The sequence below is a fragment of the Kribbella sp. NBC_01510 genome (assembly GCF_045040325.1).
Lineage (GTDB): Bacteria > Actinomycetota > Actinomycetes > Propionibacteriales > Kribbellaceae > Kribbella.
On sequence record NZ_CP109418.1, the window covers coordinates 614,566 to 639,742 of the forward strand.

The 25,177-nt window shown below is 68.3% G+C and carries 23 protein-coding genes and 1 tRNA gene; 13 read left to right on the top strand and 11 right to left on the bottom strand.

Annotated features, from left to right (window positions below; genetic code table 11):
• Nucleotides 1-14: 14 nt before the first annotated feature.
• The 4 genes from mfd to OG558_RS03085 all read right to left on the bottom strand — a co-directional run bounded on the left by mfd (nucleotide 15) and on the right by OG558_RS03085 (nucleotide 5,973).
• Nucleotides 15-3,641 carry a transcription-repair coupling factor gene (mfd, locus tag OG558_RS03070; protein ID WP_405068846.1) on the bottom strand — a complete coding sequence of 1,209 codons (3,627 nt, stop codon included), beginning with the start codon at nucleotides 3,639-3,641 and terminating at the stop codon, nucleotides 15-17.
• Nucleotides 3,638-4,213, bottom strand: coding sequence for an aminoacyl-tRNA hydrolase (gene pth / locus OG558_RS03075; RefSeq protein ID WP_328526641.1), 576 nt, complete (start codon nucleotides 4,211-4,213; stop codon nucleotides 3,638-3,640). Before pth ends, mfd begins: the two co-directional genes overlap by 4 nt.
• 46 nt (nucleotides 4,214-4,259) lie before the next feature.
• Entirely contained in the window at nucleotides 4,260-4,907 is a 648-nt protein-coding gene (locus tag OG558_RS03080; RefSeq protein WP_329481463.1) for a 50S ribosomal protein L25/general stress protein Ctc, read from the bottom strand.
• A 304-nt stretch (nucleotides 4,908-5,211) separates the two neighbouring features.
• Nucleotides 5,212-5,973: a DUF1932 domain-containing protein gene (locus OG558_RS03085; RefSeq protein ID WP_405068847.1), complete on the bottom strand. Its 762-nt coding sequence runs from the start codon at nucleotides 5,971-5,973 to the stop codon at nucleotides 5,212-5,214.
• Between the two features lie 157 nt (nucleotides 5,974-6,130).
• On the opposite strand from OG558_RS03085, the gene OG558_RS03090 reads away from it, so the two are divergent.
• Nucleotides 6,131-6,610 carry a hypothetical protein gene (locus tag OG558_RS03090; RefSeq protein WP_405068848.1) on the top strand — a complete coding sequence of 160 codons (480 nt, stop codon included), beginning with the start codon at nucleotides 6,131-6,133 and terminating at the stop codon, nucleotides 6,608-6,610.
• Between the two features lie 47 nt (nucleotides 6,611-6,657).
• On the opposite strand, the gene OG558_RS03095 is transcribed toward OG558_RS03090, so the two are convergent.
• Nucleotides 6,658-7,638 (bottom strand): ribose-phosphate diphosphokinase, encoded by a 981-nt coding sequence (locus OG558_RS03095; protein WP_329481466.1) that lies wholly within the window; start codon nucleotides 7,636-7,638, stop codon nucleotides 6,658-6,660.
• A 13-nt stretch (nucleotides 7,639-7,651) separates the two neighbouring features.
• Complete coding sequence (gene glmU, locus OG558_RS03100) at nucleotides 7,652-9,118, bottom strand: bifunctional UDP-N-acetylglucosamine diphosphorylase/glucosamine-1-phosphate N-acetyltransferase GlmU (RefSeq protein ID WP_405068849.1); 1,467 nt, start codon at nucleotides 9,116-9,118, stop codon at nucleotides 7,652-7,654.
• Nucleotides 9,119-9,327: 209 nt separating this feature from the next.
• Here glmU and OG558_RS03105 point away from each other — a divergent pair, with 209 nt between their 5' ends.
• Genes OG558_RS03105 through OG558_RS03115 form a run of 3 tightly spaced genes read left to right on the top strand, consistent with a single transcriptional unit; the run spans nucleotide 9,328 to nucleotide 11,045 of the window.
• A complete protein-coding gene (locus tag OG558_RS03105; RefSeq protein ID WP_405068850.1) occupies nucleotides 9,328-9,810 on the top strand; it encodes a hypothetical protein in 483 nt (160 codons plus the stop codon).
• Between the two features lie 31 nt (nucleotides 9,811-9,841).
• Nucleotides 9,842-10,174 carry a VOC family protein gene (locus OG558_RS03110; RefSeq protein ID WP_405068851.1) on the top strand — a complete coding sequence of 111 codons (333 nt, stop codon included), beginning with the start codon at nucleotides 9,842-9,844 and terminating at the stop codon, nucleotides 10,172-10,174.
• A 49-nt stretch (nucleotides 10,175-10,223) separates the two neighbouring features.
• On the top strand, nucleotides 10,224-11,045 hold the full coding sequence (locus OG558_RS03115) for an alpha/beta fold hydrolase (protein WP_405068852.1): 822 nt from the start codon (nucleotides 10,224-10,226) through the stop codon (nucleotides 11,043-11,045).
• A gap of 118 nt (nucleotides 11,046-11,163) precedes the next feature.
• Here the strand turns inward: OG558_RS03115 and OG558_RS03120 are convergent, their stop codons facing one another.
• Nucleotides 11,164-12,117 carry an aldo/keto reductase gene (locus tag OG558_RS03120; protein WP_405068853.1) on the bottom strand — a complete coding sequence of 318 codons (954 nt, stop codon included), beginning with the start codon at nucleotides 12,115-12,117 and terminating at the stop codon, nucleotides 11,164-11,166.
• A 549-nt stretch (nucleotides 12,118-12,666) separates the two neighbouring features.
• On the opposite strand from OG558_RS03120, the gene OG558_RS03125 reads away from it, so the two are divergent.
• Nucleotides 12,667-13,032, top strand: a complete 366-nt coding sequence (locus OG558_RS03125; protein WP_405068854.1) for a YciI family protein — start codon at nucleotides 12,667-12,669, stop codon at nucleotides 13,030-13,032.
• A gap of 138 nt (nucleotides 13,033-13,170) precedes the next feature.
• Here OG558_RS03125 and OG558_RS03130 read toward each other — a convergent pair whose 3' ends face one another.
• Entirely contained in the window at nucleotides 13,171-13,443 is a 273-nt protein-coding gene (locus OG558_RS03130; protein WP_405068855.1) for a hypothetical protein, read from the bottom strand.
• A gap of 7 nt (nucleotides 13,444-13,450) precedes the next feature.
• Between OG558_RS03130 and OG558_RS03135 the strand changes: the two genes are divergently transcribed.
• Nucleotides 13,451-14,119 (top strand): GNAT family N-acetyltransferase, encoded by a 669-nt coding sequence (locus OG558_RS03135; protein WP_405068856.1) that lies wholly within the window; start codon nucleotides 13,451-13,453, stop codon nucleotides 14,117-14,119.
• A 480-nt stretch (nucleotides 14,120-14,599) separates the two neighbouring features.
• On the opposite strand, the gene OG558_RS03140 is transcribed toward OG558_RS03135, so the two are convergent.
• Nucleotides 14,600-14,671 (bottom strand) — tRNA-Gln (locus tag OG558_RS03140).
• A 124-nt stretch (nucleotides 14,672-14,795) separates the two neighbouring features.
• Here OG558_RS03140 and OG558_RS03145 point away from each other — a divergent pair.
• The 6 genes from OG558_RS03145 to OG558_RS03170 all read left to right on the top strand — a co-directional run bounded on the left by OG558_RS03145 (nucleotide 14,796) and on the right by OG558_RS03170 (nucleotide 21,847).
• On the top strand, nucleotides 14,796-15,800 hold the full coding sequence (locus OG558_RS03145) for an acyl-CoA desaturase (protein WP_329481475.1): 1,005 nt from the start codon (nucleotides 14,796-14,798) through the stop codon (nucleotides 15,798-15,800).
• A 107-nt stretch (nucleotides 15,801-15,907) separates the two neighbouring features.
• Nucleotides 15,908-16,510 (top strand): TetR/AcrR family transcriptional regulator, encoded by a 603-nt coding sequence (locus OG558_RS03150; RefSeq protein ID WP_328526627.1) that lies wholly within the window; start codon nucleotides 15,908-15,910, stop codon nucleotides 16,508-16,510.
• A gap of 146 nt (nucleotides 16,511-16,656) precedes the next feature.
• Nucleotides 16,657-17,841, top strand: coding sequence for a sensor histidine kinase (locus tag OG558_RS03155; protein WP_405068857.1), 1,185 nt, complete (start codon nucleotides 16,657-16,659; stop codon nucleotides 17,839-17,841).
• A complete protein-coding gene (locus tag OG558_RS03160; protein WP_405068858.1) occupies nucleotides 17,838-18,509 on the top strand; it encodes a response regulator in 672 nt (223 codons plus the stop codon). Before OG558_RS03155 ends, OG558_RS03160 begins: the two co-directional genes overlap by 4 nt.
• Before the next feature lie 94 nt (nucleotides 18,510-18,603).
• A complete protein-coding gene (locus OG558_RS03165) occupies nucleotides 18,604-19,383 on the top strand; it encodes an ABC transporter ATP-binding protein (protein ID WP_405068859.1) in 780 nt (259 codons plus the stop codon).
• A 1-nt stretch (nucleotide 19,384) separates the two neighbouring features.
• Entirely contained in the window at nucleotides 19,385-21,847 is a 2,463-nt protein-coding gene (locus OG558_RS03170; protein WP_405068860.1) for an FtsX-like permease family protein, read from the top strand.
• 1,328 nt (nucleotides 21,848-23,175) lie between these two features.
• Here the strand turns inward: OG558_RS03170 and OG558_RS03175 are convergent.
• Both OG558_RS03175 and OG558_RS03180 read right to left on the bottom strand, forming a co-directional pair.
• A complete protein-coding gene (locus tag OG558_RS03175) occupies nucleotides 23,176-23,523 on the bottom strand; it encodes a VOC family protein (RefSeq protein ID WP_405068861.1) in 348 nt (115 codons plus the stop codon).
• Nucleotides 23,524-23,525: 2 nt separating this feature from the next.
• A complete protein-coding gene (locus tag OG558_RS03180; RefSeq protein WP_405068862.1) occupies nucleotides 23,526-24,311 on the bottom strand; it encodes a methyltransferase domain-containing protein in 786 nt (261 codons plus the stop codon).
• 97 nt (nucleotides 24,312-24,408) lie between these two features.
• On the opposite strand from OG558_RS03180, the gene OG558_RS03185 reads away from it, so the two are divergent.
• The gene (locus tag OG558_RS03185; RefSeq protein ID WP_405068863.1) at nucleotides 24,409-24,906 is read left to right on the top strand and encodes a MarR family winged helix-turn-helix transcriptional regulator; all 498 of its coding nucleotides are present in this window, start codon (nucleotides 24,409-24,411) and stop codon (nucleotides 24,904-24,906) included.
• Nucleotides 24,907-25,177 lie beyond the last annotated feature (271 nt).

Genomic DNA, 25,177 nt, shown 5'->3' on the forward strand with positions numbered 1-25,177 from the left:
TCTTCCGTACAGGTTCACGCCGGGACCCCGATCGGTTCGGCGATCACGTCGTCGATCAACCGGGTGCACCACTGCAGCAGCTCCTGGTCGCGGAGCGGCTGACCGGCGACCGGCCGGGTGGCAGGTCTCGGCACCAGGATCGTACGCAGTTGCGGCTTGACCAGACTCTTCGGGTACAGCCTGTTCAGCCGCAGCACCTTCGAATCGGGTAGTTCGACCGGCCCGAACCGGATCAGGTTGCCCTGCAGCGTGACGTCGTGCAGCCCTGCCCGGCGGGCGTGGTTGCGGAACTTCGCCACCTCGACCAGGTTCAGTACCGGCTGCGGGATGTCGCCGTACCGGTCGTGCAACTCCTCGACCAGCTCGGCAATGCCGTCCTCGTCCCGGACGGCGGCCAGCCGCTGGTACATCTCCAGCCGCAGCCGCTGCGACGGGATGTAGTCGTGCGGCAGGTGCGCGTCGATCGGCAGCTCGATCTTGACCTCGGGCTCCTCGGCCTGGGTGTCGCCGCGGTACTCTGCGACCGCCTCGCCGACCAGCCGGACGTACAGGTCGAAGCCGACGTCGGCGATGTGCCCGGACTGCTCGCCGCCGAGCAGGTTCCCGGCGCCGCGGATCTCCAGGTCCTTCATCGCGACCGCCATACCGCCGCCCAGATCCGCGTGCTGCGCGATCGTGGCGAGCCGGTCGTGCGCGGTCTCGGTCAGCGGCTTCTCCGGCGGGAAGAAGAAGTACGCGTACGCGCGCTCCCGGCCGCGACCGACCCGGCCGCGGAGCTGATGCAGCTGGGACAGACCGAGCAGGTCGGCGCGCTCGACGATCATCGTGTTCGCGTTCGAGATGTCGATCCCGGACTCGACGATCGTCGTACACACGATGACGTCGGACTGCTTCTCCCAGAAGCCCTGGATGACGTTCTCGAGGGTGTGCTCGTTCATCTGGCCGTGCGCGACGCTGACCCGGGCCTCGGGGACGAGCTGGCGGATCCGCGCGGCCGCCTTCTCGATCGTGTTCACCCGGTTGTGGACGACGAAGACCTGGCCCTCACGCAGCAGCTCGCGCCGGATCGCGGCGGTCACCTGGCCCTCCTCGTAGGCGCCGACGAACGTCAGCACCGGGTGCCGCTCCTCCGGCGGCGTGGCGATCGTCGACATCTCGCGGATCCCGGTGATCGACATCTCCAGGGTCCGCGGGATCGGCGTCGCGGACATCGTCAGTACGTCGACCGCCGTCCGCAACCGCTTCAGCTGCTCCTTGTGCTCGACGCCGAACCGCTGCTCCTCGTCGACCACGACCAGTCCGAGATCCTTGAACGCGACCTCACCACTGAACAGCCGGTGCGTCCCGATCACCACATCGACCGACCCGTCGGCCAGGCCGTCGATGGTGGCCTTGGCCTCCTTGTCGGTCTGGAACCGCGACAGCGGCGCCACGTTCACCGGGAAGGCGGCGTACCGCTCGGCGAAGGTCGCGTAGTGCTGCTGCACGAGCAGCGTCGTCGGTACGAGTACTGCGACCTGCTTGCCGTCCTGCACTGCCTTGAAGGCGGCCCGGACGGCGATCTCAGTCTTGCCGTAGCCGACGTCACCACACACGATCCGGTCCATCGGCATGACACGTTCCATGTCGTGCTTCACGTCGTCGATCGTGGCCAACTGGTCCGGCGTCTCCACGAAGGGGAACGCGTCCTCCAGCTCGGCCTGCCACGGGGTGTCCTTGGCGAAGGCATGGCCCTTGGTCGCCTGGCGGGCGGCGTACAGCTTGATCAGCTCGCCGGCGATCTGCCGGACCGCCTTGCGTGCGCGGCCCTTGCGCTTGGCCCAGTCCCCGCCGCCCATCTTGTCGAGCGAAGGCTGCTCGCCACCGACGTACCGGGTGACCTGGTCGAGCTGGTCGGTCGGCACGTACAGCCGGTCGCCGGGTTGGCCCCGCTTGCTCGGGGCGAACTCGATCACGACGTATTCGCGGGTGGCCTTCTGAGCCCCCGTGCCGACGGTGCGCTGCATCATCTCGGCGTACCGGCCGACGCCGTGCTGCTCGTGCACGACGTAGTCGCCGGGCTGCAGCTCGAGCGGGTCGACCGCCTTCTTCCGCCGGCTCGGCATCCGTTGCTGGGAACGCCGTTCGGCCGCCGATCGCTGGCCGGCCAGGTCGTTCTCGGTGAGCACCGCGAACTTGATGCCGTCCGCAATGAATCCGTGGTCCAGCTGGCCCTGCGAGATCAGCACCACGCCCGGCTCGGGCACGGAGTCGATCCCGTCGACCGCGCGGGCCGGCAGCTCGGCCTCGGAGAAGACCTCCGCCAGGCGCTGCGCGGGACCGTGGCCCTCGGTGACGCAGACGACCCGCCAGCCGTCCCGCAGCCAGCCGCGGACGTCCTCGACCGCCGCCGCCGTCTCACCGCGGTACGGGTCCACCTCGTGCGCGGCGATCGCGCGGCTCCGGACCGCGCCCGCGTCCGGGTCGATGTCGAACGAGACCCGCGCGCCCATCGAGTCGCGCAGCTCCGGCACATCAGTGGGCGCCGCGGTGAACGGCGACATGCTCCACCAGGCCAGGCCCTTGCCCAGGGCGTGCGACCGGACGTCGGCCAGCGACATGTACGCGGCCGCCCCCAGGTCGATCGGCGCCTCGCCACCACCGGCGGCCGCCGCCCACGACGCCTCCAGGAACTCCTGGCTGGTCGCGACCAGGTCGTGTGCCCGGGCCCGGACCCGCTCGGGGTCGCTGACGATGACGTGCGTACCGGCCGGCATCAGGTCGACCAGCAGCTCCATGTCGTCGACGAGCACGGGTGCCAGTGACTCCATACCCTCGACCGCGTGGCCCTCGGCCAGCTTCTCGAACAGCTCGGCCAGCTCGGGGTGCTCCTTGGCCAGTACGGCGGCCCGCGCGCGGACCTCGTCGGTCAGCAGCAGCTCGCGGCACGGCGGTGCCCACAGCCCGTGCTCGGCGATCTCCAACGAGCGCTGGTCGGCGACCGCGAAGTACCGGATCTCTTCCACGTCGTCGCCGAAGAAGTCGACCCGCAGCGGGTGCTCCTCGGTCGGCGGGAACACGTCGATGATGCCGCCGCGGACCGCGAACTCACCACGGCGCTCGACCAGGTCGACCCGGTGGTACGCCGCTCCGGCCAGTGCCTCGACGACCCCCTCCAGCTCGACCGTGTCGCCGACGTGCAACTGCACGGGCTTCAGGTCGGCCAGGCCGGCGACCTGCGGCTGCAGCACGGACCGCACCGGCGCGACCAGGATCTTGATCGGCCCAGTCGTCTCGTCCGACGGATCCGGGTGCGCCAGGCGACGCAGTACGGCGAGACGCCGCCCGACCGTGTCGGAGCGAGGCGAGAGGCGCTCGTGCGGGAGGGTCTCCCAGGCGGGGTAGTACGCGACCGTGCTGGGCTCGACCATGCACTGCAGCGCCTCGGTCAGCTCCTCGGCTTCACGGAAGGTCGCCGTCACCGCGAGTACGGGGCGGCCGGCGCCATTCTGCTCCGAAGCGATCGCCGCGAGCAGGACCGGGCGTACCGGGGTCGGGGCGCTCAGGTCGAGGGTCGTGACACCGTCAGCCTTGGCATCACGAACGGCCTCGGCCACCACCGGATCGGTGATCAGGGTGTCGACGAGACCGCTGAGTTTCACGAGTTGTACTTCCCTTGAGTGGCATCGAGGCCGTCGGTGAGCAGTGATTCCACCGCGTCCGCGGTCCGGTCGACGGCGAACGGAAGGTCCTTGCGTTCGGTCGAGGAGAACTCGTTCAGGACGAAGTCGGCGGGGTTCTGCCGGCCCGGCGGACGACCCACACCGAACCGAACTCGATAGTACTCACCGGTGCCAAGCGATTTCCGCAGTGACTTGAGCCCGTTGTGCCCGTTGTCGCCGCCCCCGAACTTGCACCGCAGTACGCCGAAGTCGATGTCGAGCTCGTCATGGACGACGAGCAGGTTGGCCGGCTCCAGCTTGAAGAACTTCAGTAGCCCGGACACCGGACCGCCGGACTCGTTCATGTACGACCGGGGCTTGGCCAGCACCGTCCGGATCCCGGAGATCCGAGTCTCGATCACCTCGGCCTTGACCTGCTTGTGCTGCTTCCACTTGTCGCCGGTCCGGGCCGCGAGCTCATCGGCCACCAAGTGGCCGATGTTGTGCCGGGTGCGGGCATAGGAAGGGCCGGGATTCCCCAGTCCGACGACCAACCACACGTCGTCCGCCACGGATCCCGGCCCTCCTGCTGTGTCTGTGTACTGCGGCGCAGACAGACTACTCGGCGGCGGCGGCCACCGGCTCCTCGGCCGGAGCCTGCGGCTCGTCCCGCTCGATGCCGGCCTCGGCCTCGGCGTCGGCCAGCTCGGCCTCGACCTGCTCGGCGGTCTGGGCCTGGGTGATGTTCACGATCAGGGTGTCCGGCTCGATCGCCAGCGTGGTCCCGGTCGGCAGCTTGATGTCGGAGGCGTGGATCTGCGCGCCGACGTCGAGACCCTCGACGGAGACGGCGACGCCGTCCGGAATGTGGGTCGCCTCGGCCTCGACCAGGATGGTCGGGCTCTCCAGCACGACCAGCGTGTCGCTGATGGCCTCGCCCTCGAGGTGAACGGCGATGTCGACCTGGACCTTCTCACCGCGCCGGACCATGACCAGGTCGACGTGCTCGATGAAGCCCTTGATCGGGTCGCGCTGGACCTGCTTCGGCAGCGCGAGGTGGCTCTCGCCGCCCGCGACCTCGATCAGCAGCAGGGCGTTGGCGGTCTTCAGGGCCAGCATGGTGTCGTGACCGGGCAGCGTGATGTGCACCGGGTCACTACCGTGGCCGTACAGGACGGCGGGAACCTTGTTGTCCCGGCGGATTCGGCGGGCAGCACCCTTGCCGAACTCCGTACGCGATTCGGCTTGGATCTTGACCTCGGCCACGAGATGAACTCCTCAAGTGCGTTGCGGCGATCTGTTGACTAGGTGGAACTCGGCTGCGGCCTCAGCGGGCGCTTTGTGACCCCGGAGAAGGCGTCAGGCAACGAACCACCGCGTCGATCACGGAGCCGCGCCCAACAGTTCTCGGGGGGCGTCCCTCGCCGAGGCAACCAAAACAGTCTACCCATCACTGCGCCCAGACGGGAAATCCGATCTCCGGGCGCCGAGCACCCGCTCCGATCGCGCCCCGGTGAAGGCTTTCCACGCCTCTTTCCGGCCCAGTCCGGACCCGTTGCCGGCGACGGGATCAGGTGAGCTTGGTCCAGACCTGGCGAAGGGCGCGGGCCGCGTCGCCCTCGAGACCGGCGACGTCCAGGGTCTCGGCCAGCTCGTCGAACTCCGGGCCCCAGCGCCAGGCGACGCTCCTCAGCTGGTCCGGCAAGCCGGGATCCTTCAGCGATCCCGCGTCCGCACGCACCTGCTGGGCGGTGAGCGCATCCGTGACGCCGTACTTCTCGGCCAGCTGGAAGGCCAGCACCGCCAGCGCCGCCTTGCCCTTGTTGTAGAGCGCGTACGACGACTTCGCCGCGCTGGCCGCACCCGGCTCGGCGCCGACCACCATCGGGGTGACCGCGGTGCCGGCCCAGAGCTCGGCGGCCTGATCGGCGGCGGCGCCGGACAGCATCAGATGCGTCGGACTCGGCCCACCGGTCGGCGGCGGACCGACCACACCGGCATCCACGAACGTCGCCGCCGGCACCGCCGACTGCGCCTCGCGCAACGACATCGGGGACAGCGGGTTCGCCTCGATGTACAGCCCGGCGAACCCGGCCCGGCCGACCTGCTTGGCGATGTCCACAGCTCCCTGGGGAGCGCACGAACACAGCACCGCCTCAGCCACGCCGACCGCGTCGGCGAACGGCGTACCGATCAACCCGGCCTCGGACGCGCGCACCGCGGAGGCCTCGCTGCGGCCCTCTGGCACCCAGTGCACCTCGTGGCCCGCAGCAACCAACTGCGCGGCGAGTTTCGAGCCCATCGCCCCGGGGTGGAACACGGCAATCCGCATGCGACATCCTCTGGAGAGCGGTCAGTGGTCTTCAAGATAAGCCAGTACAGCGAGGAGGCGGAGCGCTACGCCTCGTCGTCGGATGGGCCGAACCGTTGTCATGGCGTCGTACCGGGTGCAGCGTGGAGGAGACAACGGACTCCGGGGAGGGACTCCAATGAGTGAGAATGCAGTGGGGCGCCGCCAGGCGTTGAGGGGCGCGGGCATCGCAGCGGGTGGTGTGGCGATCGCCGGACTGGCGACGGCTACGCCTGCGATGGCGGGAAACGACAACGGACTGCTCGGCAGTTGGATGTGCGTGCGTCAGGACGACGGCACGACCGACAAGATCCGGCTGGTCTTGAGCTTCGCCGGAGGCGGCGCGTTCGTGTCGCACGACATCAGCCCGGCCGGCCCGCCGTTCACCGGAACGTGGTCAAGTAAGGGCAAGTCGTTCCGAGCGACCTTCTGGACCGGCTTCCCGGGCGAGCAAGGCCCGGACTCGGTCGGGAATACTGTCCGCGTGCAACTGAGGGGCACGCTGTCACACGGCATGATCTCGGGGACCTACCGGGTCACCGTGTTCGCGCCGGGGAGCGCGACCGAGGTGGTGGAGACGGTCACCGGGACGCTGACGGGACGCCGGATCAACGCCTGACCGGCGATGTCAGGGCGTACGACGCGTGGCGTCGTACGCCCTGCTGTTCAGGCGCGGCCCTCGAACAGGCTGGTCACCGAGCCGTCCTCGAAGACCTCGCGGATGGCCCGGCTGATCAGCGGCGCGATCGACAGCTCGGTGAGCTTGTCGAACCGGCGGTCCTCCGCGATCGGCAGCGTGTTGGTGACGATCACCTCGCTGGCCTGGCAGTTCTTCAGCCGGTCCACCGCCGGACCGGACAGGATCGCATGGGTCGCGGCGATCACCACGCCCGCGGCGCCCTCGGCGTACAGCGCGTCGGCCGCCTTGGTGATGGTGCCCGCGGTGTCGATCATGTCGTCGACCAGGATGCAGACCCGGCCCTTGACCTCACCGACGACGCGGTTCGCGACCGTCTCGTTCGGGCGTTCGATGTCGCGGGTCTTGTGGATGAAGGCCAGCGGCGCGTTGTTCAGCCGGGCCGACCATTGCTCGGCCACCTTGATCCGGCCGGCGTCCGGCGACACCACGGCCAGCTGCTCGTCGCCGTACTTGTTCCGGACGTACTCGCTCAGGATCGGCATCGCCATCAGGTGGTCGACGGGTCCGTCGAAGAAGCCCTGGATCTGCGAGGTGTGCAGGTCGACGCAGATCAGCCGGTTGGCGCCGGCGGTCTTGAACAGGTCGGCCATCAGCCGGGCCGAGATCGGCTCCCGGCCACGGTGCTTCTTGTCCTGCCGCGCGTAACCGTAGAACGGGAGGACGACGGTGATCCGCTTGGCCGACGCTCGCTTCAGCGCGTCGACCATGATCAGCTGCTCCATGATCCACTCGTTGATCGGCGAGGTGTGGCTCTGGATCACGAACGCGTCGCTGCCCCGGACCGACTCCTCGAACCGGACGTAGATCTCACCGTTGGCGAAGTCGTACGCCTGGGTCGGCACCAGGCCGGCGCCGAGTTGCTCGGCGACCTGCTCGGCCAGGACGGGGTGAGCCCGGCCGGAGAACACCATCAGGTTCTTCTCGGTGGTTCGCTTCATCCCGCTCATGGCCAGCCTCCCGTTACGCCTTCTCGCCAGTGTCGCCCAGTGCGGCCTGATCCGCCGCCTGAGCTTCTTCGGCCGCCTTGGCGGTCTTGGTCCCGGCCCGCTTGCGCGCGACCCAGCCCTTGATGTTGCGCTGCCGCGACCGGGCCACCGCGATCTCACCTGGTCCGACGTCCTCGGTCAGCGCGGTGCCGGCGGCCAGGTAGGCGCCGTCGGCGACCGTCCGCGGCGCGACCAGCACCGAGTTGCTGCCGATGAACGAGTGCTTGCCGATGTGCGTCGGGTGCTTCGCGACCCCGTCGTAGTTGGCGAAGATCGTGCCGGCGCCGATATTCGCGCCCTCGCCGATCGTCGCGTCCCCGGCGTAGGTCAGGTGCGGGACCTTCGCGCCGTCGCCGATGCTGGTGTTCTTGGTCTCGACGAAGGTGCCGATCTTGCCCTTCACGCCGACCGACGTACCGGGGCGCAGGTAGGCGAACGGGCCTACGGAGGCTTGGGGGCCGATCTCGGAGCTGGACCCGTGCGTCCGGATGATGGTCGCGCCCGCACCGACCGCGACGTCGGTGAGCGTGGTGTCCGGGCCGATCGTGGCGCCCTCGTCAACCGTGGTCGCGCCATGCAGCTGGGTGTTCGGCAGCAGGGTGACGTCGCGGGCGAGCTGGACGGTCCGGTCGACCCAGGTGGTGTTCGGGTCGACGATCGTGACGCCGTCGCGCATCAGCTTGTCGAGGGTCCGGCGGTTCAGTTCGGCACGGAGCGTGGCCAGCTGGACGCGGTCGTTCACGCCCTCGGTCTGCATCGCGTCGTCGGTGACGTGCGCGCCGACCCGCTTGCCGTCGTTGCGCGCGATCGCGAGGACGTCGGTCAGGTACAGCTCGCCCTGCGCGTTGTCCGTGGTCAACCGGCTCAGGCCGTCCCGCAGCGTGGCCGCGTCGAAGACGTAGATGCCGGCGTTGATCTCGTCGATCTCCCGCTGCTCCGGCGTCGCGTCCTTGTGCTCGACGATCCCGGCGACGGTGCCGTCCGGGCCCGCGATGATCCGCCCGTAGCCGGTCGGGTCCGGCACCCGCGCGGTCAGCACCGTGATCGCGTTGCCGTGCTTGTCGTGCTCGGCGATCAGCTCGTGCAGCGTCTCCGCCTCGAGCAGCGGCACGTCGCCCGACGTGACGATCACCGAGCCGTCGAAGTCGGCCGGTACGACGGTCAGCCCCGCCCGGACCGCGTCACCCGTGCCACGCTGCTGCTCCTGGACGGCGGTCCTTGCTCCGGGGTCGACATCCTTGAGGTGGGCCTCGACCAGTTCGCGGCCGTTGCCGATCACGACGACCAGGTGTTCGGGGCTCAGTGCCCGGGCGGTGACCACGGCGTGCCCGACGAGACTGCGCCCGCCGATCTCGTGCAACACCTTCGGGATCGCCGATTTCATCCGGGTTCCCAGACCGGCGGCCATGATGACGACCGCCGCGGGACGATGGGAAGTCACGCGGTCTTCTCCTCGAGTTCCCTGCGAGTTTTCTGGAACAAGTATCAGCATGGGCACTCGCTGTGTGTACCGCTTGGGGTGCCCGCGCAAGCCTACTTGCTCAACCGAACGCCCTCGACCAGCTCTCCCCGCCACACCGTGACCGGTCTCACGTTCCCTTCCCGTGGTGACTCTCCGTGCTGGATCCGCCGGCGTGGTAATCATCTGCGGTGTACATCCGCTACCAGAGCCCGGATCCCGACCACCGTGGCCGGCGGATCGGCATCTTCGGCCTGGTCAACACGCTCGCCCACCGCGGCCTCCTCACCGAGGCCGAGGAAGCCTTCCGCCGCCGGAACAACAACTGGTACGACGCCGCCTACACCAACCCGTCCGACGTCGACCCCTCGATCTACGCCGGCAACCTGCTGGCCGCCGCCTGGTTCAAACCCACCGCCACCCACCTCTTCCCCCGCATCCCCGGCTACCTCGCCATCCTCACCGCCCACAACATCCCCTGCACCCGCCACACCTCCCCCGACCCCGGCCACCTCCTCTACGAAGACGACGTAACAAATCGTCGTCATCCCCCACCCCCGTCCGGCCGCAGACTGAGCGCGTGCCGAAACTCAGAGCGCGAGCCGTCAGGTGGGCGTCCGACGAACCCATTCCAGGCTCGAGCTCGTCGTGATGGAAGAGCAACTGGTGCGTGACTGATCGCACCTGAACGACAGGAGTAGAAACGTGGGCCTCACGCTCGGAGCGATCGTGCTGAACACCAAGGACCTCGGCGTCGCCGCGGAGTTCTGGAAGCAGGCCTTGGGGTACGACGCCTCACCCGACAACCCCGACTTCCTCGTCCCGACTGCCGGACCCGCCACCCGCCTCCACCTCGACGAAACCGACCGCACCCACCTGGATCTGTGGGTCGACCGCACCACCTCGACCCTCGAATCGGAGGTGGACCGCCTGATCGGGTTGGGCGCCACCCGCGTCGAAGACTGGACCTACCCACCGGGCGCGGACTTCGTCGTACTGGCCGCCCCCGACGGCACCGTCTTCTGCGTCATCAACTGAAAGCCCAGCCTCAAACTGGGTTGTCGGCGGCGGCTGACATGCTCGCCGCATGGGTGATGGGGCGCTGGTCGACGTCGGCGAGGTCACGCTGTTCGTGCGAGAGCTCGGGGAGCGGTCCGACAAGCCGTCGTTGGTCGTACTGCACGGCGGCCCGGACGTCGGCCACGGCTATCTGGTCCCCGGATTCGAGCCACTCGCCCGCGACCACCACATCGTCCTCTTCGACTTCCGCGGCTGCGGCCGCAGCACCCGGGGTCTCCCCGCGGACGCTCTTCAGCCGGAGTACGTCGTACACGACACGGACCTGTTGATCGACAAGCTCGGCCTCGGCCAGGTAGACCTGCTCGGCTTCTCCACCGGCGGCCGAGCGGCAATGCAGTTCGTGGACAAGCATCCAGACCAAGTACGACGCCTCGTCCTCGCGTCCACCTCGGCCTATGGCAGCGCTGACAATGCGGAGTATCTGGCCAACTGGGACGAGTATCAGCGGCGCCGCCGGGCCGAGGACGCCGCCGACGGAACACTGCGGAACTCGACGATCTTCGTCTGGGACCTCGACCTAGCGCCGGCCTACCTGGCGTTACTGGAAAGCCTCGGCCCAGACCTCGGCGACTGGAGCGAGGAACGAGCCATCAACGGCCTCATGCACCCCTGGTGCCCCGGCAACCCCGAACAAATCCTCCGCACCTTCGACAAACCCATCCTCATCCTCCACGGCGAAAAGGACATGGGCTTCCCCCTCCAACTAGCCCACCGCCTCTACAAAGCCCTCCCCACCAGCCACCTCGTCGTCATCCCCGAAACCGCCCACATGTGCCACTTCGAGAACCCAGAAGTCTGGTCCAACCACATCCGCCAGTTCCTCGACTGAGTGCGGTGCCCGGTTGTCGAGAGGAATGATCAAGACCTGTGGGTCGGCGTGTCTCACGCCGCGTGCTGAGCACCTCCTTGGGTTGTTGCAACCCCGCCCTGCCCCTGCTCGGGGTGGGTCAGTAGGCGGCGTCCAGCCGGGCCCGCTCCTCGGCCGTGAGTTCGGTGCCCGCCCCCGCCCACGCTTGTTCGATCTGCTCCGACCGGCTACTGCCGACGATCGGCATCAGTTGCGGATCACCACCGGCCAGCCAGGCCAGAACGATCTGACCTCGGGACATTCCCCGCTCCTTCGCGACCTCGTCCAGCGCCGCGATCCGCCGAGTGTTGCCCGGGTGCTCGTACTCGCTGGACAGTGTCCAGTCGTCGCGGTCGTAGGCGCCGAGCAGCAAGGACGTATAGACCCAGCCCGTCAGGTCGTCGTTGCGGCGCAGTAGTTCCAGACCCTCCGCAGACAGCATGCCGAGCGGGATCGGCTGCCCTTCGACCGGGGCGCCCGGCGCAGGCTGCAGATAGGAGTAGCGCTGCTGATAGGCCGTCGGCATCGCCAGTCCGGCCTGGCCGGCCAGTAGCCGCGCTTCGGCCACGCGCCAGGACGGGTGGTTCGACAGGCCGTAGGCCCCGAGTTGGCCGTCGGCGACCAGTTGGCCGAACGTTCCGATCAGGTCAGCCAGCGGCACGTTGCGGTCCTCCACATGCGCCCAGTACAGGTCGACCTGGTCTCTGCCCAGCCGTTGCAGGCTTTCGGCCAACGAGCGACGCACAGTCGGTTCTGTCAGCCCTTCCAGGTGGTCAGGGAAGCCGCCGGGGTGAGTCGGCTGGGCTCCCACCTTGGTGCTGATCTTGACCGGCACGCCCGGGTTGGCGCGTAGCCAGCGGCCGATCACGGCCTCACTCTGGCCGCCGAAGCCGGACTCGTCCTCCCAGAACGAGTAGTTGTTCGAAGTGTCGATCCACCGGCCGCCCAGTTCGACATACCGGTCCAGCACGGCGAAGCTGTCCCGATCGTCCAGCCGGGTGCCCAGGTACATCGTGCCGAGGACGACCCGATCTGCAGTGACCTTGGTGTTCATGACGCCACTCTCGCTGCTGGAGCGCGCTCCAGGTCAAGTCCGAGCAACGAGGTCAGCTGCCGTGATGCTGAGCTGTGATCTGGACGCGCTGCGGTGCGGGTCGTTCGCTCGATCGTCCGCACGCAGCCAGTTCCCTTACCGGGGCCTGTCTCGACTCGCGCTCGCCGTACCAGGACCATCCGTCTTACCCTTTCAAGACGGCAGCGGGCGCGTACCCCCGGCGTGCCCCCGATAGCTAGCGCCGCGTCAAGCAAGGTTGGGGCGGTAATCCGGACCGACCACCACCCCGAAGCCCGTCCCGGCGGCGAGGTGCGGGGTTCACCCCTGATCTTGTCCCTTCACCCCGGGTATGCGGTGGGTAGAAGGGTGCAGCTGCGAGGTTCTCCCCCGAAATTGCCCCGGGCGGAAGGCGAGTGCGGTAACGACCTCGACGTTTCCTGGCGAGGCAGTAGCGCACAGGTTGTCCGGCGCACCGAACGCTCTTGTCGATTTCGGCGAGTGGTGCGCGTCATCGTGATGACAGACCCGTTCAACCCGAGGAAGGAACCGATGACAAGGTTCTTGATCCTGATGGCCGAAGAGGACCACTTCGCCCGCTGGGACGCCGCCGACGACGCAACACAAGTACAGGTCTTCGCCGACCTCCGAGCCTTCACGGCAGCGGTCCGTACCCGCGGCCGTTTCCTCAGCGGTGAAGCCCTCGTCCACCCGAAAGACGCCCGGACGCTACGCTCCGACGGCCAGGGCCGCCGCCTGACCGAGGGCCCGTACGCCGAAACCGTCGAACAACTCGGCGGCTTCTACCTCGTGGGCCTGCCGGACCTGACCAGCGCTACCGAAGTCGCGTCCCTGCTCCCCCACGACTACACCATCGAAGTCCGCGAGTGCCTCGACGTCGGAGTACCAGACGAGTGACCCACGCGAAGACGCCGGCTTGATACCGAAGGACGAATGGCGAAGGACGACCAAGCAAACGCTGCCACCAACCGTGAGGAGACCTTCGCGCTGCGGGCAGCCGGCGAAACCCATCAGTGCCGAGCAGAGTTCGCGTGCTCAGAAGCGCATCGTTTTTCCGATCGGGTCCAACTCGAACGTCAGCAGGCCCTGCTGAACAACGGGCAGTCCGTTCACGATCTCGGAGCCTTCGTCCGCGGAGTCGGCCTCCATGAACACCACGATGCCAGGCACGTCACCGATCTTGAACGCATACTCGGTGACCACGCGGTGGCGCACCAGGTCCCAGGCCTGCGTCGAGACGGTGTTCTCGTCGAAGAACCGGGTGAGCTGCTCTGGCGTCACACCTTCTCCGATACGTGAATTCGCCATCAAGAGCATGCTTCCCCCTCCAGTTTCGCCGCAGGGATGGCTAGGACGGGCCGCTCGCCCGGGCGTGACTCCAGACCGTTTGTCAGCAAATCCGTTAGCAGGGAGAGGATGGTCGGCATGGCGGAGTGGACTGTGCGGGACTACGCCCCAGGAGACGAGACGCGATGGCTGCGGTGCCGCGTCCTCGCTTTTCGACACGACTTATTACGACGATGTCGCGACGATCAAGCCGAGGCGCGAACCTGGTCTTGAGCTGGTGGCTGCCTTCGGTGATCAAGTTGTTGGGCTACTGGACGCGAGTGTCATAGGTAGCGAATCGACCATCGAGACGATTGCGGTTCACCCTGACTACCGTCGGCTTGGTATTGCCCAGCGGCTGCTCAACGAGATCTGCGACCGGCTGCAAAGGCGAGGAGCTACGCAGGTCGATGCGTGGACCCGGGACGACGAGGGAACGCTGGCCTGGTACCGGTCACAGGGTTTCGAACAAAAGATGCGTTACCTGCACGTGTACGCGTCCGATCCGGACGAGGCTGTTTCGGCCTTCGGTTCGCAGCTGGACCTCATGCCCCGCGCCGGCTTCTTCCACGCCTGGATTGACCACGAGGATGCCCTGCGCAATCAATTCAGCCGTGTGTACTCCTGCCGACAGTCCGTGAAGGCGCTCGGGGACTAACACTGGAAGAGCTGGCGACGACCTCGTTGGTGCCTGGATCGCGATCCGCCGCGCAGCGACCGCGCTGGCCGAGATCGCCACCGAACGCTGGGGCGAGCGGGCCGGCTGCCTGGGCAGGTACTGGGCCCAGTTCGAGGCCCGCGCCCACAGACACGGCGCCGCTGCCTTCGCCGACCAGCTCCTGACCGCAGCGCAGGCGGGGCGCCACAGGCCCCCGCTCGCGACGTTCCCGGAATGGCTCGCCGACCGGATCGCGCTGTCGTACCAGGCCCGACTGCTCGTTCACGCACGTGATTCGGAAGCACGCGGACGGCGTCGCGGCCACCTTCGCCGCTGCGGTTGATGGAACTACTCCGGCGGTCACTGCTGAGTCTGACGAAGCCCCTGCCTCAGTCGCTTGTTAGCAAGTCCGTTGGCAAAACGGCCCCGGCATAGCAGAACCCCTAGGTCAGAAGCGCTCTGACCAAGGGGTTCTTGTAGCTCCCCCGCCAGGTTTCGATCCTGGTCTTCGAGATTCAAAGTCTCGCGGGCTGCCGATTACCCCACGGGGGATCGTGGTTGCCGGGATAGTTTGCCATGGAGTGGGGCGAGCGACACGCTGAGGGCTTCCTTACCTACGGGTCCGTAGGTTACGGTAGCGTAGGTAAGCCGTCCTCCACCCGAGGGATCACCAAAGATGACTCCACCCGCCGTAGCCGCACCGGAGGCGCCCACCAGCGCCCAGCAGGCCGACGACTTCGACGTCGACACCGGAACGCTCGGGGGTGAGCAGAAGCGTCCATGGGAGCAAGTCGCACTGGCGTTGTTCATCGGCATCCCGTTCCTCGCCGTACTGGCGGCCGTGCCGATCGCGTGGGGCGGCTTCCTCGGCTGGCGGGACATCGTGCTCGCGGTGGTCTTCTACACGATCGCCGGGCACGGCATCTCGATCGGATTCCATCGGCTGTTCACGCACAAGTCGTTCAAGCCGAACCGCCCGTTGAAGTACGTGCTCGCCATCGCCGGCTCGCTCGCGATCGAGGGCCCGGTGATCCGCTGGGTGGCGGACCACCGCAAGCATCACAAGTTCTCCGACCGCGACGGCGACCCGCACAGCCCGTGGAAGTACGGCAACACGGTGAGCGCGCTGACCAAGGGATTCGTGCACGCCCACGTCGGCTGGCTGTTCGACACCGAGCAGACTCCGCAGCGGCAGTACGCGCCGGATCTGCTGAAGGACAAGGACATCGTCAAGGTGTCGCGGATGTTCCCGCTGATGGTGACGATCTCGCTGCTCGCGCCGGCCGTCATCGGCGGACTGTGGTCCTGGTCGATCGAGGGCGCGCTGACCGCGTTCTTCTGGGCCAGCCTGGTCCGGATCGCCCTGCTGCACCACGTCACCTGGTCGATCAACTCGATCTGCCACACCATCGGCGACCGGCCGTTCAAGAGCCGGGACAAGTCCGGCAACGTGTGGTGGCTGGCGATCCTGAGCCAGGGCGAGTCGTGGCACAACCTGCACCACTCGGACCCGACGTGCGCGCGGCACGGCGTACTCAAGGGCCAGCTCGACACATCCGCCCGCTGCATCTGGTTCTTCGAGAAGATGGGCTGGGTCAGCGATGTCCGCTGGCCGGTGCGGGAGCGCCTGGAGGCCCGCCGCGTCGAGACCAGCACGAAGCCCCTGAAAGCGGCGGCCTGAGGCATCACCAGCGGTAAATCACCCACTGGCAACACCGAAGTACGGCATGATGCTGACGTGATCTCGACGTGACGGAACCCAAACCGCGGCGGTCCGGCCGAGTCCGGATGACCAGTGCCGAACGTCGCGAGCAACTCATCACCATCGCCCGTGGCCTGTTCGCCCAGCGGGGGTACGAGGCGACCTCGGTCGAGGAGATCGCGGCCCGCGCCGAGGTCTCCAAGCCGGTCGTCTACGAACACTTCGGCGGCAAGGAAGGCCTGTACGCCGTTGTCGTGGACCGCGAGGTCCGTGCCCTGCTCGACGGTGTCACCGGTGCGCTGACCGCCGGCCGTGCACACGAGCTCGTCGAGCAGGCGGCGCTCGCGTTGCTGGACTACATCGAGAACAACTCCGACGGCTTCCGGATCCTGGTCCGCGACTCGCCGGTCGGGTCGTCCAGCGGCTCGTTCATCTCGATCCTGAGCGACGTCGGCACCCGGGTCGAGCACATCCTGGCCGAGGAGTTCAAGCGCCGCGGCCTGGACCCGAAGAACGCACCGATGTACGCCCAGATGCTGGTCGGCATGGTCGCGCTCACCGGCCAGTGGTGGCTGGACGCCCGCAAGCCGAAGAAGCCGGATGTCGCCGCCCACCTGGTCAACCTCGCCTGGAACGGCCTCTCCGGCCTCGAAGCCAAACCGACACTGTCGACCCGCCCCCACAAGTAACCTCGGACACCCTCTCGTGGCTCCGGAGACGGCATAGCCTGTCCGGAGTCCCCGTCGCGTGTCCGCGGTGGGGCGACCGCGGTCGTACGGCGACATCCGCCCGTGGCATGACCTCTCACCTGGCTGATCGCCGTACCCTGGCCCGCATGACGGGGATCCTGACCGCGCGGCCCGTGCCTGCCCGCAGCAAGGCGTTCGACCTGCTGCTCGCCGGCGGGTTGAGCATGACCTTCGGCTTCCTGGCCGTCGCCCAGACCGGGCTCGGCGGCGTCCTCGCGTTCGGCATGCTCGTCCCGCTGATCTGGCGCCGGACTCACCCCGAGCTCGTCTTCTTCGGCGTCTCGGCAGTCGCCGTCCTGCAGTGGCTGGCCGGCATCCACCTGATGGCCGGCAACATCGGCCTGCTGGTCGCGCTGTACGCCATCGCCGTGTACGGCGACCACCGGTTCAGCCGGATCGCCCTCATCGTCGGCGGGCTCGGCGTCCTGATGGCGACGTCGCGCTACTACAACGGCGGCGACTGGAAGCAGCAGATCACGATGATGGGCGCCCTCGGCGCCGTCGTCTTCGGCGTCTGGGCGATCGGCGAACGCCGCCGCACCAGGGGCCTGTACGTCGCCCAGCTCGAGGAGCGGGCCGCTCAGTTGGAGCGTGACCGCGACCGAGAGGCCAAGCTGGCCGTGAGCAACGAGCGGACCCGGATCGCCCGCGAGATCCACGACGTGGTCGCGCACGGCCTGTCGATCATGATCGTCCAGGCCGACGGCGGTCTGTACGCCGCGGACCAGTCACCGGAGCAGGCGAAGAAGGCGCTGGCCACGATCGGCGACACCGGCCGCGCCTCGCTGACCGAGATGCGCAAGATGCTCGGCCTGCTCAAGCAGGACGAACAACCAGAGCTCGACCCGAACCAGCCGCGCCCGCAGCCCGGTGTCTCGAGCCTGCCCGAGCTGATCGACAACGTCCGCGACGCCGGGCTGACCGTCGACTACCAGGTGACCGGCGAGCCGCGCGATCTGCCCGCGCTGCTCGGACTGACGGCGTACCGGATCGTGCAGGAGGGTCTGACCAACACGCTGAAACACGCCGGGCCGGGCGCGCGCACCTGCGTGAAGCTGGACTTCGGCCGCGAGATGCTGACCGTGGTGGTCACCGACGACGGCCGGGGCGCCGGGGTCGCGCCGAGTTCGGATCCGGGTCACGGCCTGGTCGGGATGCGGCAGCGCGCCTCGATCTCGGGCGGTACGGTGAGCGCCGGACCGAAGGCGGGCGGCGGTTACGAGGTGATCGCCAAGCTCCCGTACCACCTGCCGACTGGAGGCGAACAGTGAGTGAAACCGACGTGATCAGGGTCTTCCTGGTGGACGACCAGGAACTGGTCAGAGCCGGATTCACGATGCTCGTGGACTCGCAGGCGGATATGCGGGTGGTCGGCCAGGCCGGCGACGGCGGCGAGGCGGTCGAGAAGATCCAGGTGACGGGATGCGACGTCGTCCTGATGGACGTCCGGATGCCCCGCCTGGACGGCGTGGAAGCCACCCGCCGGCTCCAGTTGTTGCCGCAGGCACCGAAGGTGATCGTACTGACGACCTTCGACCTGGACGAGTACGCGTTCGCCGCGATCAAGGCCGGCGCGGCCGGCTTCCTGCTCAAGAACACCCCGCCGGCCGACCTGCTGTCGGCGATCCGGCAGGTGCACTCCGGTGACGCGGTGGTCTCCCCCAGTACGACGAAGCGCCTGCTGGAGCATTTCGCCGGCGCACTGCCCGACACCGAGGCCGAGCGCCCCGATCTGGCCGACCTGACCGCCCGCGAACGCGAGGTCCTGGTCGAGGTCGCCCGCGGCTTGTCGAACACCGAGATCGCCCGGCTCTTCACGTTGTCCGAGGCAACGGTCAAGACGCACATCGGCCGGATCCTGGCCAAGACCGGCCTGCGCGACCGGGTCGCCCTGGTGGTCCTCGGCTACGAAACGGGCCTGGTGAAACCCAACAAGTAATACCCAGGTACTACGCCAACTGCAGTCTGCGGTCCGACGAGATCACCGGCCGGGATCACTAACTTCTTGGACAACAACGAAACCAAGGAGTGACATGAGCTTGCAGACCGGGGAGCTTGCGGTCGGGCGGTTGCCGCAGGACGGTACGCCGCGGACCGCGATCCGGGCGCACGAGTTGCGCAAGGTGTACGGACAGGGCGACACCGCGGTCGCCGCGCTCGACGGGGTGTCGGTCGACTTCGGTGTCGGCCAGTTCACTGCGATCATGGGGCCGTCCGGCTCGGGCAAGTCGACGCTGATGCACTGCCTGGCCGGGCTCGACACCCCGACCGACGGTCAGGTGCTGCTCGGCGAGACCGAGCTGACCCGGCTGCCGGACGCCGAGCTGACCAAGATCCGCCGGGACCGGGTCGGCTTCGTGTTCCAGTCGTTCAACCTGCTCCCGATGCTGTCCGCGAACGACAACATTCTGCTCCCGCTCGAGCTCGGCAACCGCAAACCCGACCAGCAGTGGCTGAGCACGCTGATCGACGTACTCGGGCTGGGCGACCGGCTCACGCACCGACCGGGCGAGCTGTCCGGCGGTCAGCAGCAGCGGGTCGCGGTCGCGCGCGCCCTGGCCGGCCGGCCGGAGGTCGTCTTCGCCGATGAGCCGACCGGCAACCTGGACTCGCGGTCCGGCGCCGAGGTGCTGGGATTCCTGCGCCGGTCGGTCCGGGAGTTCGGTCAGACGGTGGTCATGGTGACCCATGATCCGCTGGCCGCGTCGTACGCCGACCGCGTCGTGATGCTTGCCGACGGCAAGCTGGCCGGTGAACTGACCGACCCGACTCCGGAGACCGTGCTCGACGCGCTGCGGCAGCTGGGGGCCTGAAGTGCGACGCTCCATCCTCTCGTCGCTGCGTGCCCACCTGGGCCGCCTGATCGCCGCCTGCCTGGCGATCGTCCTCGGTGTCGGCTTCGGCACCCTGGCGATGACCGCGCACGCGTCCGCGTCGCACGGCATCGACGAGACGATCGGCGCGCAGTACCGCGGTGTCGACGCGGTGGTCTCGCCGGAGAACGAGGCCATCACCGCCGCGGACATCGCCAAGGTGCAGAAGCTCCCGCAGGCCGTCTCGGTCGTCACGCTGACGACCGCCTACCTGAACGCGTCGTTCCCCGGTCTGGTCCGGCCGACCGGTCTGCCGGTCGACGCGCTCCACGACACCACCCACATCGCCGGCCCCGGTACGTCGTCCGGACGGTTGCCGACCGCAACGAATGAGATCGCGCTGCCGGCCAAGCTGGCGGCGAAGCACAACGTCGCGATCGGTCAGACGCTCCGGCTCAGCTCGTACGACAACAAGGCGTGGAACGTGACCGTCGTCGGCCTGCTGGACGACTCGAGGTCGGTCGGTCGGGGGTCCGCCGTGGCCACCCCGGCCGCGTTGAAGATCTTCGAGCCGGATGCCGCCGTCCGGGCGATCGGGATCGCGGCCAAGCCGGGCGTGACCCAGCAGCAGCTCGCCGACGCGGCCCAGGCCGTCGTCGCGAAGGGTCTGCAGGCGTACACCGGTGAGGCCTGGATCCAGCACGAGGTGAAGGGCTACACGAACGGCATCGACGTCCTCGGCGGCGTGTTCGGCATGTTCGCCGTGATCGCGCTGTTCGTCGCCTGCCTGGTGATCGGCAACACCTTCACGATCGTGATCGCCCAGCGCACTCGCGAGATGGCGTTGCTGCGCTGCGTCGGCGCGTCCCGCCGGCAGGTGTTCTCCTCCGTACTCGCGGAGGCGTCGGTGGTCGGCATGATCGCGTCGGCGATCGGTGTGGTCTTCGGCGTCGCGCTGTCCGCGCTGGCGTTGGCGCTGTCCCGCGAGTTCGACTGGGGAATCCCGCCGGTCCCGCTGCACCTCGACCTGTGGTCGGTGTTCCTGCCGCTGCTGCTCGGGACCGTGGCCACCATCGCGGCGGCCGTCGTACCGGCTCGCCGGGCGACCAAGGTCGCCCCGCTGGCCGCGCTTCGGCCCGAGGCTGCTCCGGCGGCCGCGTCCAAGGCCGGCGTACTGCGACTGATCCTCGGCTTCCTGCTCCTCGCCGGCGGCGGACTGCTGCTGGCGGCCGGAGCGTCGAGCCATCAGGTGCTGGTCGGGGTCGCCGGCGGAGTCGTGTCCTTCCTCGGCATCCTGGCGATCGGGTCGCTACTGGTGCCCGCGCTGATCCGGCTGATCGGCACGCTCCCGGCGCGGAGTGGTGGAGTCCCGGCCAGGATCGCCGTCGCGAACGCGATCCGGAACCCGAAGCGTACGGCGGCCACCACGTCGGCACTCCTGATCGGCGTAACGCTGATCAGCCTCACCTGTGTCGGGATCGCCTCGGTGCGGAAGACCTTCGACGTGTCGATGGACGGGCAGTATCCGGTCGACCTGATGGTGACGACGTACAACGAGAAGATGCCGGCCGGCGCCGAGCAGCAACTGCGCGACATCAAGGGCATCACGCAGGTCGTCCCGGTCCATCAGGTGAATGTGAAGGCCGGTGGTCAGGAGCTGCCGGTGACCGGCATCGACCAGGCCGCGGTCGGTTCCGTCATCCACAACCCGGCGATCGCCGACCAGCTGAAGCCGGGTACGGCGTTGATCGACTACAGCACCCTGCACATGCTGGGCCTCGACGACGGCGCCCCGCTGACCATCGTGTCGGGTCAGCACAAGCTGACGGTGACGGCGCGAGGCGCGACCGGACTCGATCCGATCACCGTCACCTCCACCGATCTCGCGAAGCTCTCATCGAGCGCTTCGGTGACCGGGTTCTGGCTCGCATCGGATCCGAAGGCGGACGGCTCGCAGGTGATCGACTCCGTGCAACAGTCGATCCCCTCGGTCAAGGAACTGTCGGTCGGCGGCGGCCTGGCCGAGCGAACCAGTTACACGAAGATCTTCGACGTGCTGCTGATCGTCGGCGTCGGTCTGCTCGCGGTCTCGGTCCTGATCGCCCTCGTCGGTGTCGGCAACACGCTCAGTCTGTCGGTCCTGGAGCGGACGCGGGAGAACGCACTGCTCCGCGCCATGGGGCTGACCAGACGCCAGCTGCGCGGCATGCTCGCGGTCGAATCGTTGCTGATGGCCCTGGTCGCGGCCGGACTCGGGATCGTGCTCGGCCTGATCTACGGCTGGACCGGGACGAGCGCGCTGATGGGTGGCCAGACGGTCGACGGCGGCGTCGAGTACGCCGTACCCGGGACGCTTCTCGTGGTGATCGCAGCGGTCGCCGCGGTCGCGGGCCTGCTCGCCTCGGTCCTCCCGGCCCGGCGCGCCGCCAAGGTCGCTCCGGCCGGAGCCCTGGCGACCGAGTAGCCACCCGCACGTCAGCACGCGTTTGAGGGGATATCCGGCTCTTCTGCTCGATGTGTGGGTGGTGGCCGGCCTGCCGTGTCGTGGTCGGTGTGCGGACCCGGACCCGGATCCGGTGACTCGAGACAGCCCGTGGTTCGGTCGCTGCCCCCGGCATCCGGCCGGCAGCATCCAGACGCCGGAGCCCTGAAATGCTTGCGCCGCCCGGAGTATTGATCGGCGCGATTGCCGCGACCTCGGACAGGTACTGGGGACCTCGGACACCGCACAGCCTGTCCGAGGCACCCAGATCATGTCCCAGCCCCCGGAGATCGCCACCGGTCCCACCCCCGCCACGACGAACCCGCCCAGCCACTGCACCTGCCCGCCGGTGCGGGCTCCTGGTGGCGGACTGTCGTACGTCGCAGCGCCAGATCGCCACCACCACCGATCGTCGAGCCGGGCCGAGATCCCGGTGCCTCGCGGAGTCGCGCTCATCGCTCAACTGCGGTCCGTCGGCTGGTCGGGTGCGGACGGTGGCTTGCGGGGATGAGGCTGGGGGTGTGTCAGCTCGACAGGAGGTGTCCGTCCTGGCCCCGACCTGGCCGGCCGGGGCGACGCGTGAATGCCTCGCCCGACCAGCACCCCAGGACCGACACCTCCTGTCGAGCTGGCACGCCCAGCCGACCTCGCTCACTTCGCCCACACATCCAGCAGAAGAGCCGGATATCCGTTCGAGCGAAGGGTTCTCTGCTGGTCTGCCAGGGGAGAACCCACGCCACGGGGGGATATCCGCTGCGGTTGTGGGTTCTCCCTCGTGCACCAGGGGAGAGCCCACAACGGGATGGGAGATCCGGCGCTCCGGTTGGTTCGGTGGGTGTTGCCCGTGCCGTCGACCGGATCGCCAGGCCATCACAACGAGGCGCGGTCGAAGGCCGCCCGCGGACGATCGCGGCGCCTGGGTGATTGTGATGGCCTGGAAGTCCACCCACACCCGCCCGGCGGCGGTGGCGGGTTGGGCGATGCCGCACCGCCGACCGGACCTGCAGCACTCACCAAACAGCGCGATGCCAGACAGGCCCCGCTCGGCCCCGAGCACTCCGCGGCTGACGGACCGGGTTAGTGAGTGCCCCACGTCCGCCCAGGCCAAGACCCGCGAGCCGGCCGGGCCAGGCTGGGGAGGATCTCCCACCCGATCCGGGACGAGATCCTCCCCACCCCCGGCGCCAACCGACACAACACGGCCGACCGCCGAGACGCGAAGGACGCGAACGACGCGAAGGGACGCAAAGGGACGCGAACGAACCACCCACGGATACGTCAGAAGAGCCGGATATCCCCTCGAACGAGCGTCACACGATCTCCACCCGGTTCCCGTGGCCGTCGGCGGTGTGAAATCGCCGGCGGCCTGGGATCGTCTCGTTGTCCCACGTCACCGGATAGCCGAGCTCTGCGAGTCGCGAGGCCAGCGCATCCAGATCGTCGACGGCCAGCGCGGGATGAGCCTTCTTCGCCGGGCGGAAGTCCTGCTCCACGCCGATGTGCACTTCCGCGGTCCCAGCACGGAACCAGCAACCACCCCGGGCCTTCAGCAGCTCCGGCTTCTCCACCTCGGTCATCCCGAGCGCGTCCCGGTAGAACTCCCGCGCGACGTCCTCCCCACCGGGCGGGCACGACACCTGCACATGATCGAGTCGCATGGTCAGCCCCTCTTCTGCGCGACCGCGAAGATCCGGCGGAACGGCAGCAGCGTCCCGTAGTCCCGCTGCGGATACGCCTCCGCCAGCCGAGCGCCGTACTCCGCCTCGAACTGCGGCCGCAGGCCGTCCGGCAGCGACTGCAGCACCGGCCGCGCGCCGGTCCCCTTCACCCATTCCAGTACGGCGTTGTCGCCGTGCAGCAGGTGGAAGTACGTCGTCTCCCACGCGTCGACCACGCATCCCTCGGCACTGAGCGCATCGACGTACTCGGCCGGACCCGGGACGTCGGGCCGCAGCGACGCGTCCTTCGCGTACTCCGCATGGGGCTCGGTGCCGGCGAGCTCGCGCAGGATCGCGTGCGACGGCGCGTTGCCGTTGCCGGGGATCTGGATCGCCAGCCAGCCGCCCGGCCGCAGCGCGCGGACGAAACCGGGCAGCAGGTCGAGCTGCTCAGGGACCCACTGCAGGGTCGCGTTGGTCACGATCACATCCAGCGAGCCCGGCTCGACCGACCACTCGCGAACGTCGCCCAGCTCGAAGCTCAGGTAGTCGTCCGCGTACTGCTCCGCCGCCGCCAGCATCTGCGGCGAGTTGTCGACGCCGACGATGGTTGCCTCGGGCCAGACCTCCCGCAGCGTCACGGTCAGCCCGCCGGGACCACAGCCGAGGTCGACGACCGTGCGGACGTCCTCGGCCCGGACCCGGCCGACCAGATCCGCGTACGGGCGGCCGCGTTCGTCGGCGTATGTGCCGTACTGCTCCGGACTCCACACTGGTGACGTGCGCATGGCGAGTACCTCTCTGACTCATTTATCTTGACATCGAGATACTCTAGTCGCTCGACTTGTCTTGATGTCAAGAGTCTTGATGACGTAGTCTCGAAGTATGGAAGACGAGGTCGACCGGCTGCTCGAGGCCTGGCGCCGCGAGCGCCCCGACCTCGACGTGGCGCCGATGGAGGTGCTGTCCCGGGTCAGCCGGCTGGCGCGACACCTCGATCGCGCCCGCAGCCAGGCGTTCGAGACGCACGGCCTGGAGTCCTGGGAGTTCGACGTACTCGCGGCCCTGCGCCGGGCCGGAGCGCCGTACCAGCTCTCCCCCGGCAAGCTGCTGAAGGAAACCCTGGTCACCTCCGGCACGATGACGAACCGGGTCGACCGGCTGGCCGCGCGCGGACTGGTCGAGCGCCTTCCGGATCCGGCCGACCGCCGTGGCGTGCTCGTCCAGCTGACCCCGGCCGGCCGCGACGCGGTCGACGCCGCGATGGCCGATCTGCTCGCGCACGAGCGCAAACTGCTCGGCACGATCAGCGAGCGCGACCAGGCCAAGATCGCCCGCGTACTGCGCGAGCTGGTCCGGCCGTTCGACCTGGAAAAACACTGACCCGGGAAAACATCCGCTTTGCCGACGATGTGGACAAAGCCGCTCGGTAGTACCGACAAAACGGCTCGGCAGGTCGGACAAACGATCGTTTGGAATTGTGCCGGAATAATCCGAAAAGACGACCCGTCACTTCTGCCTGGTTTCGATCGTTGCTAGTTGCAACGAGATCGAGAGGCTGCTGTAGCGCACGACTATCGACACTGAGTGAGGGGCCACACTAGGGTCCTCACTGTCGGTGGCTAACCGGCTACGAAACGTAGAGAACACGGTG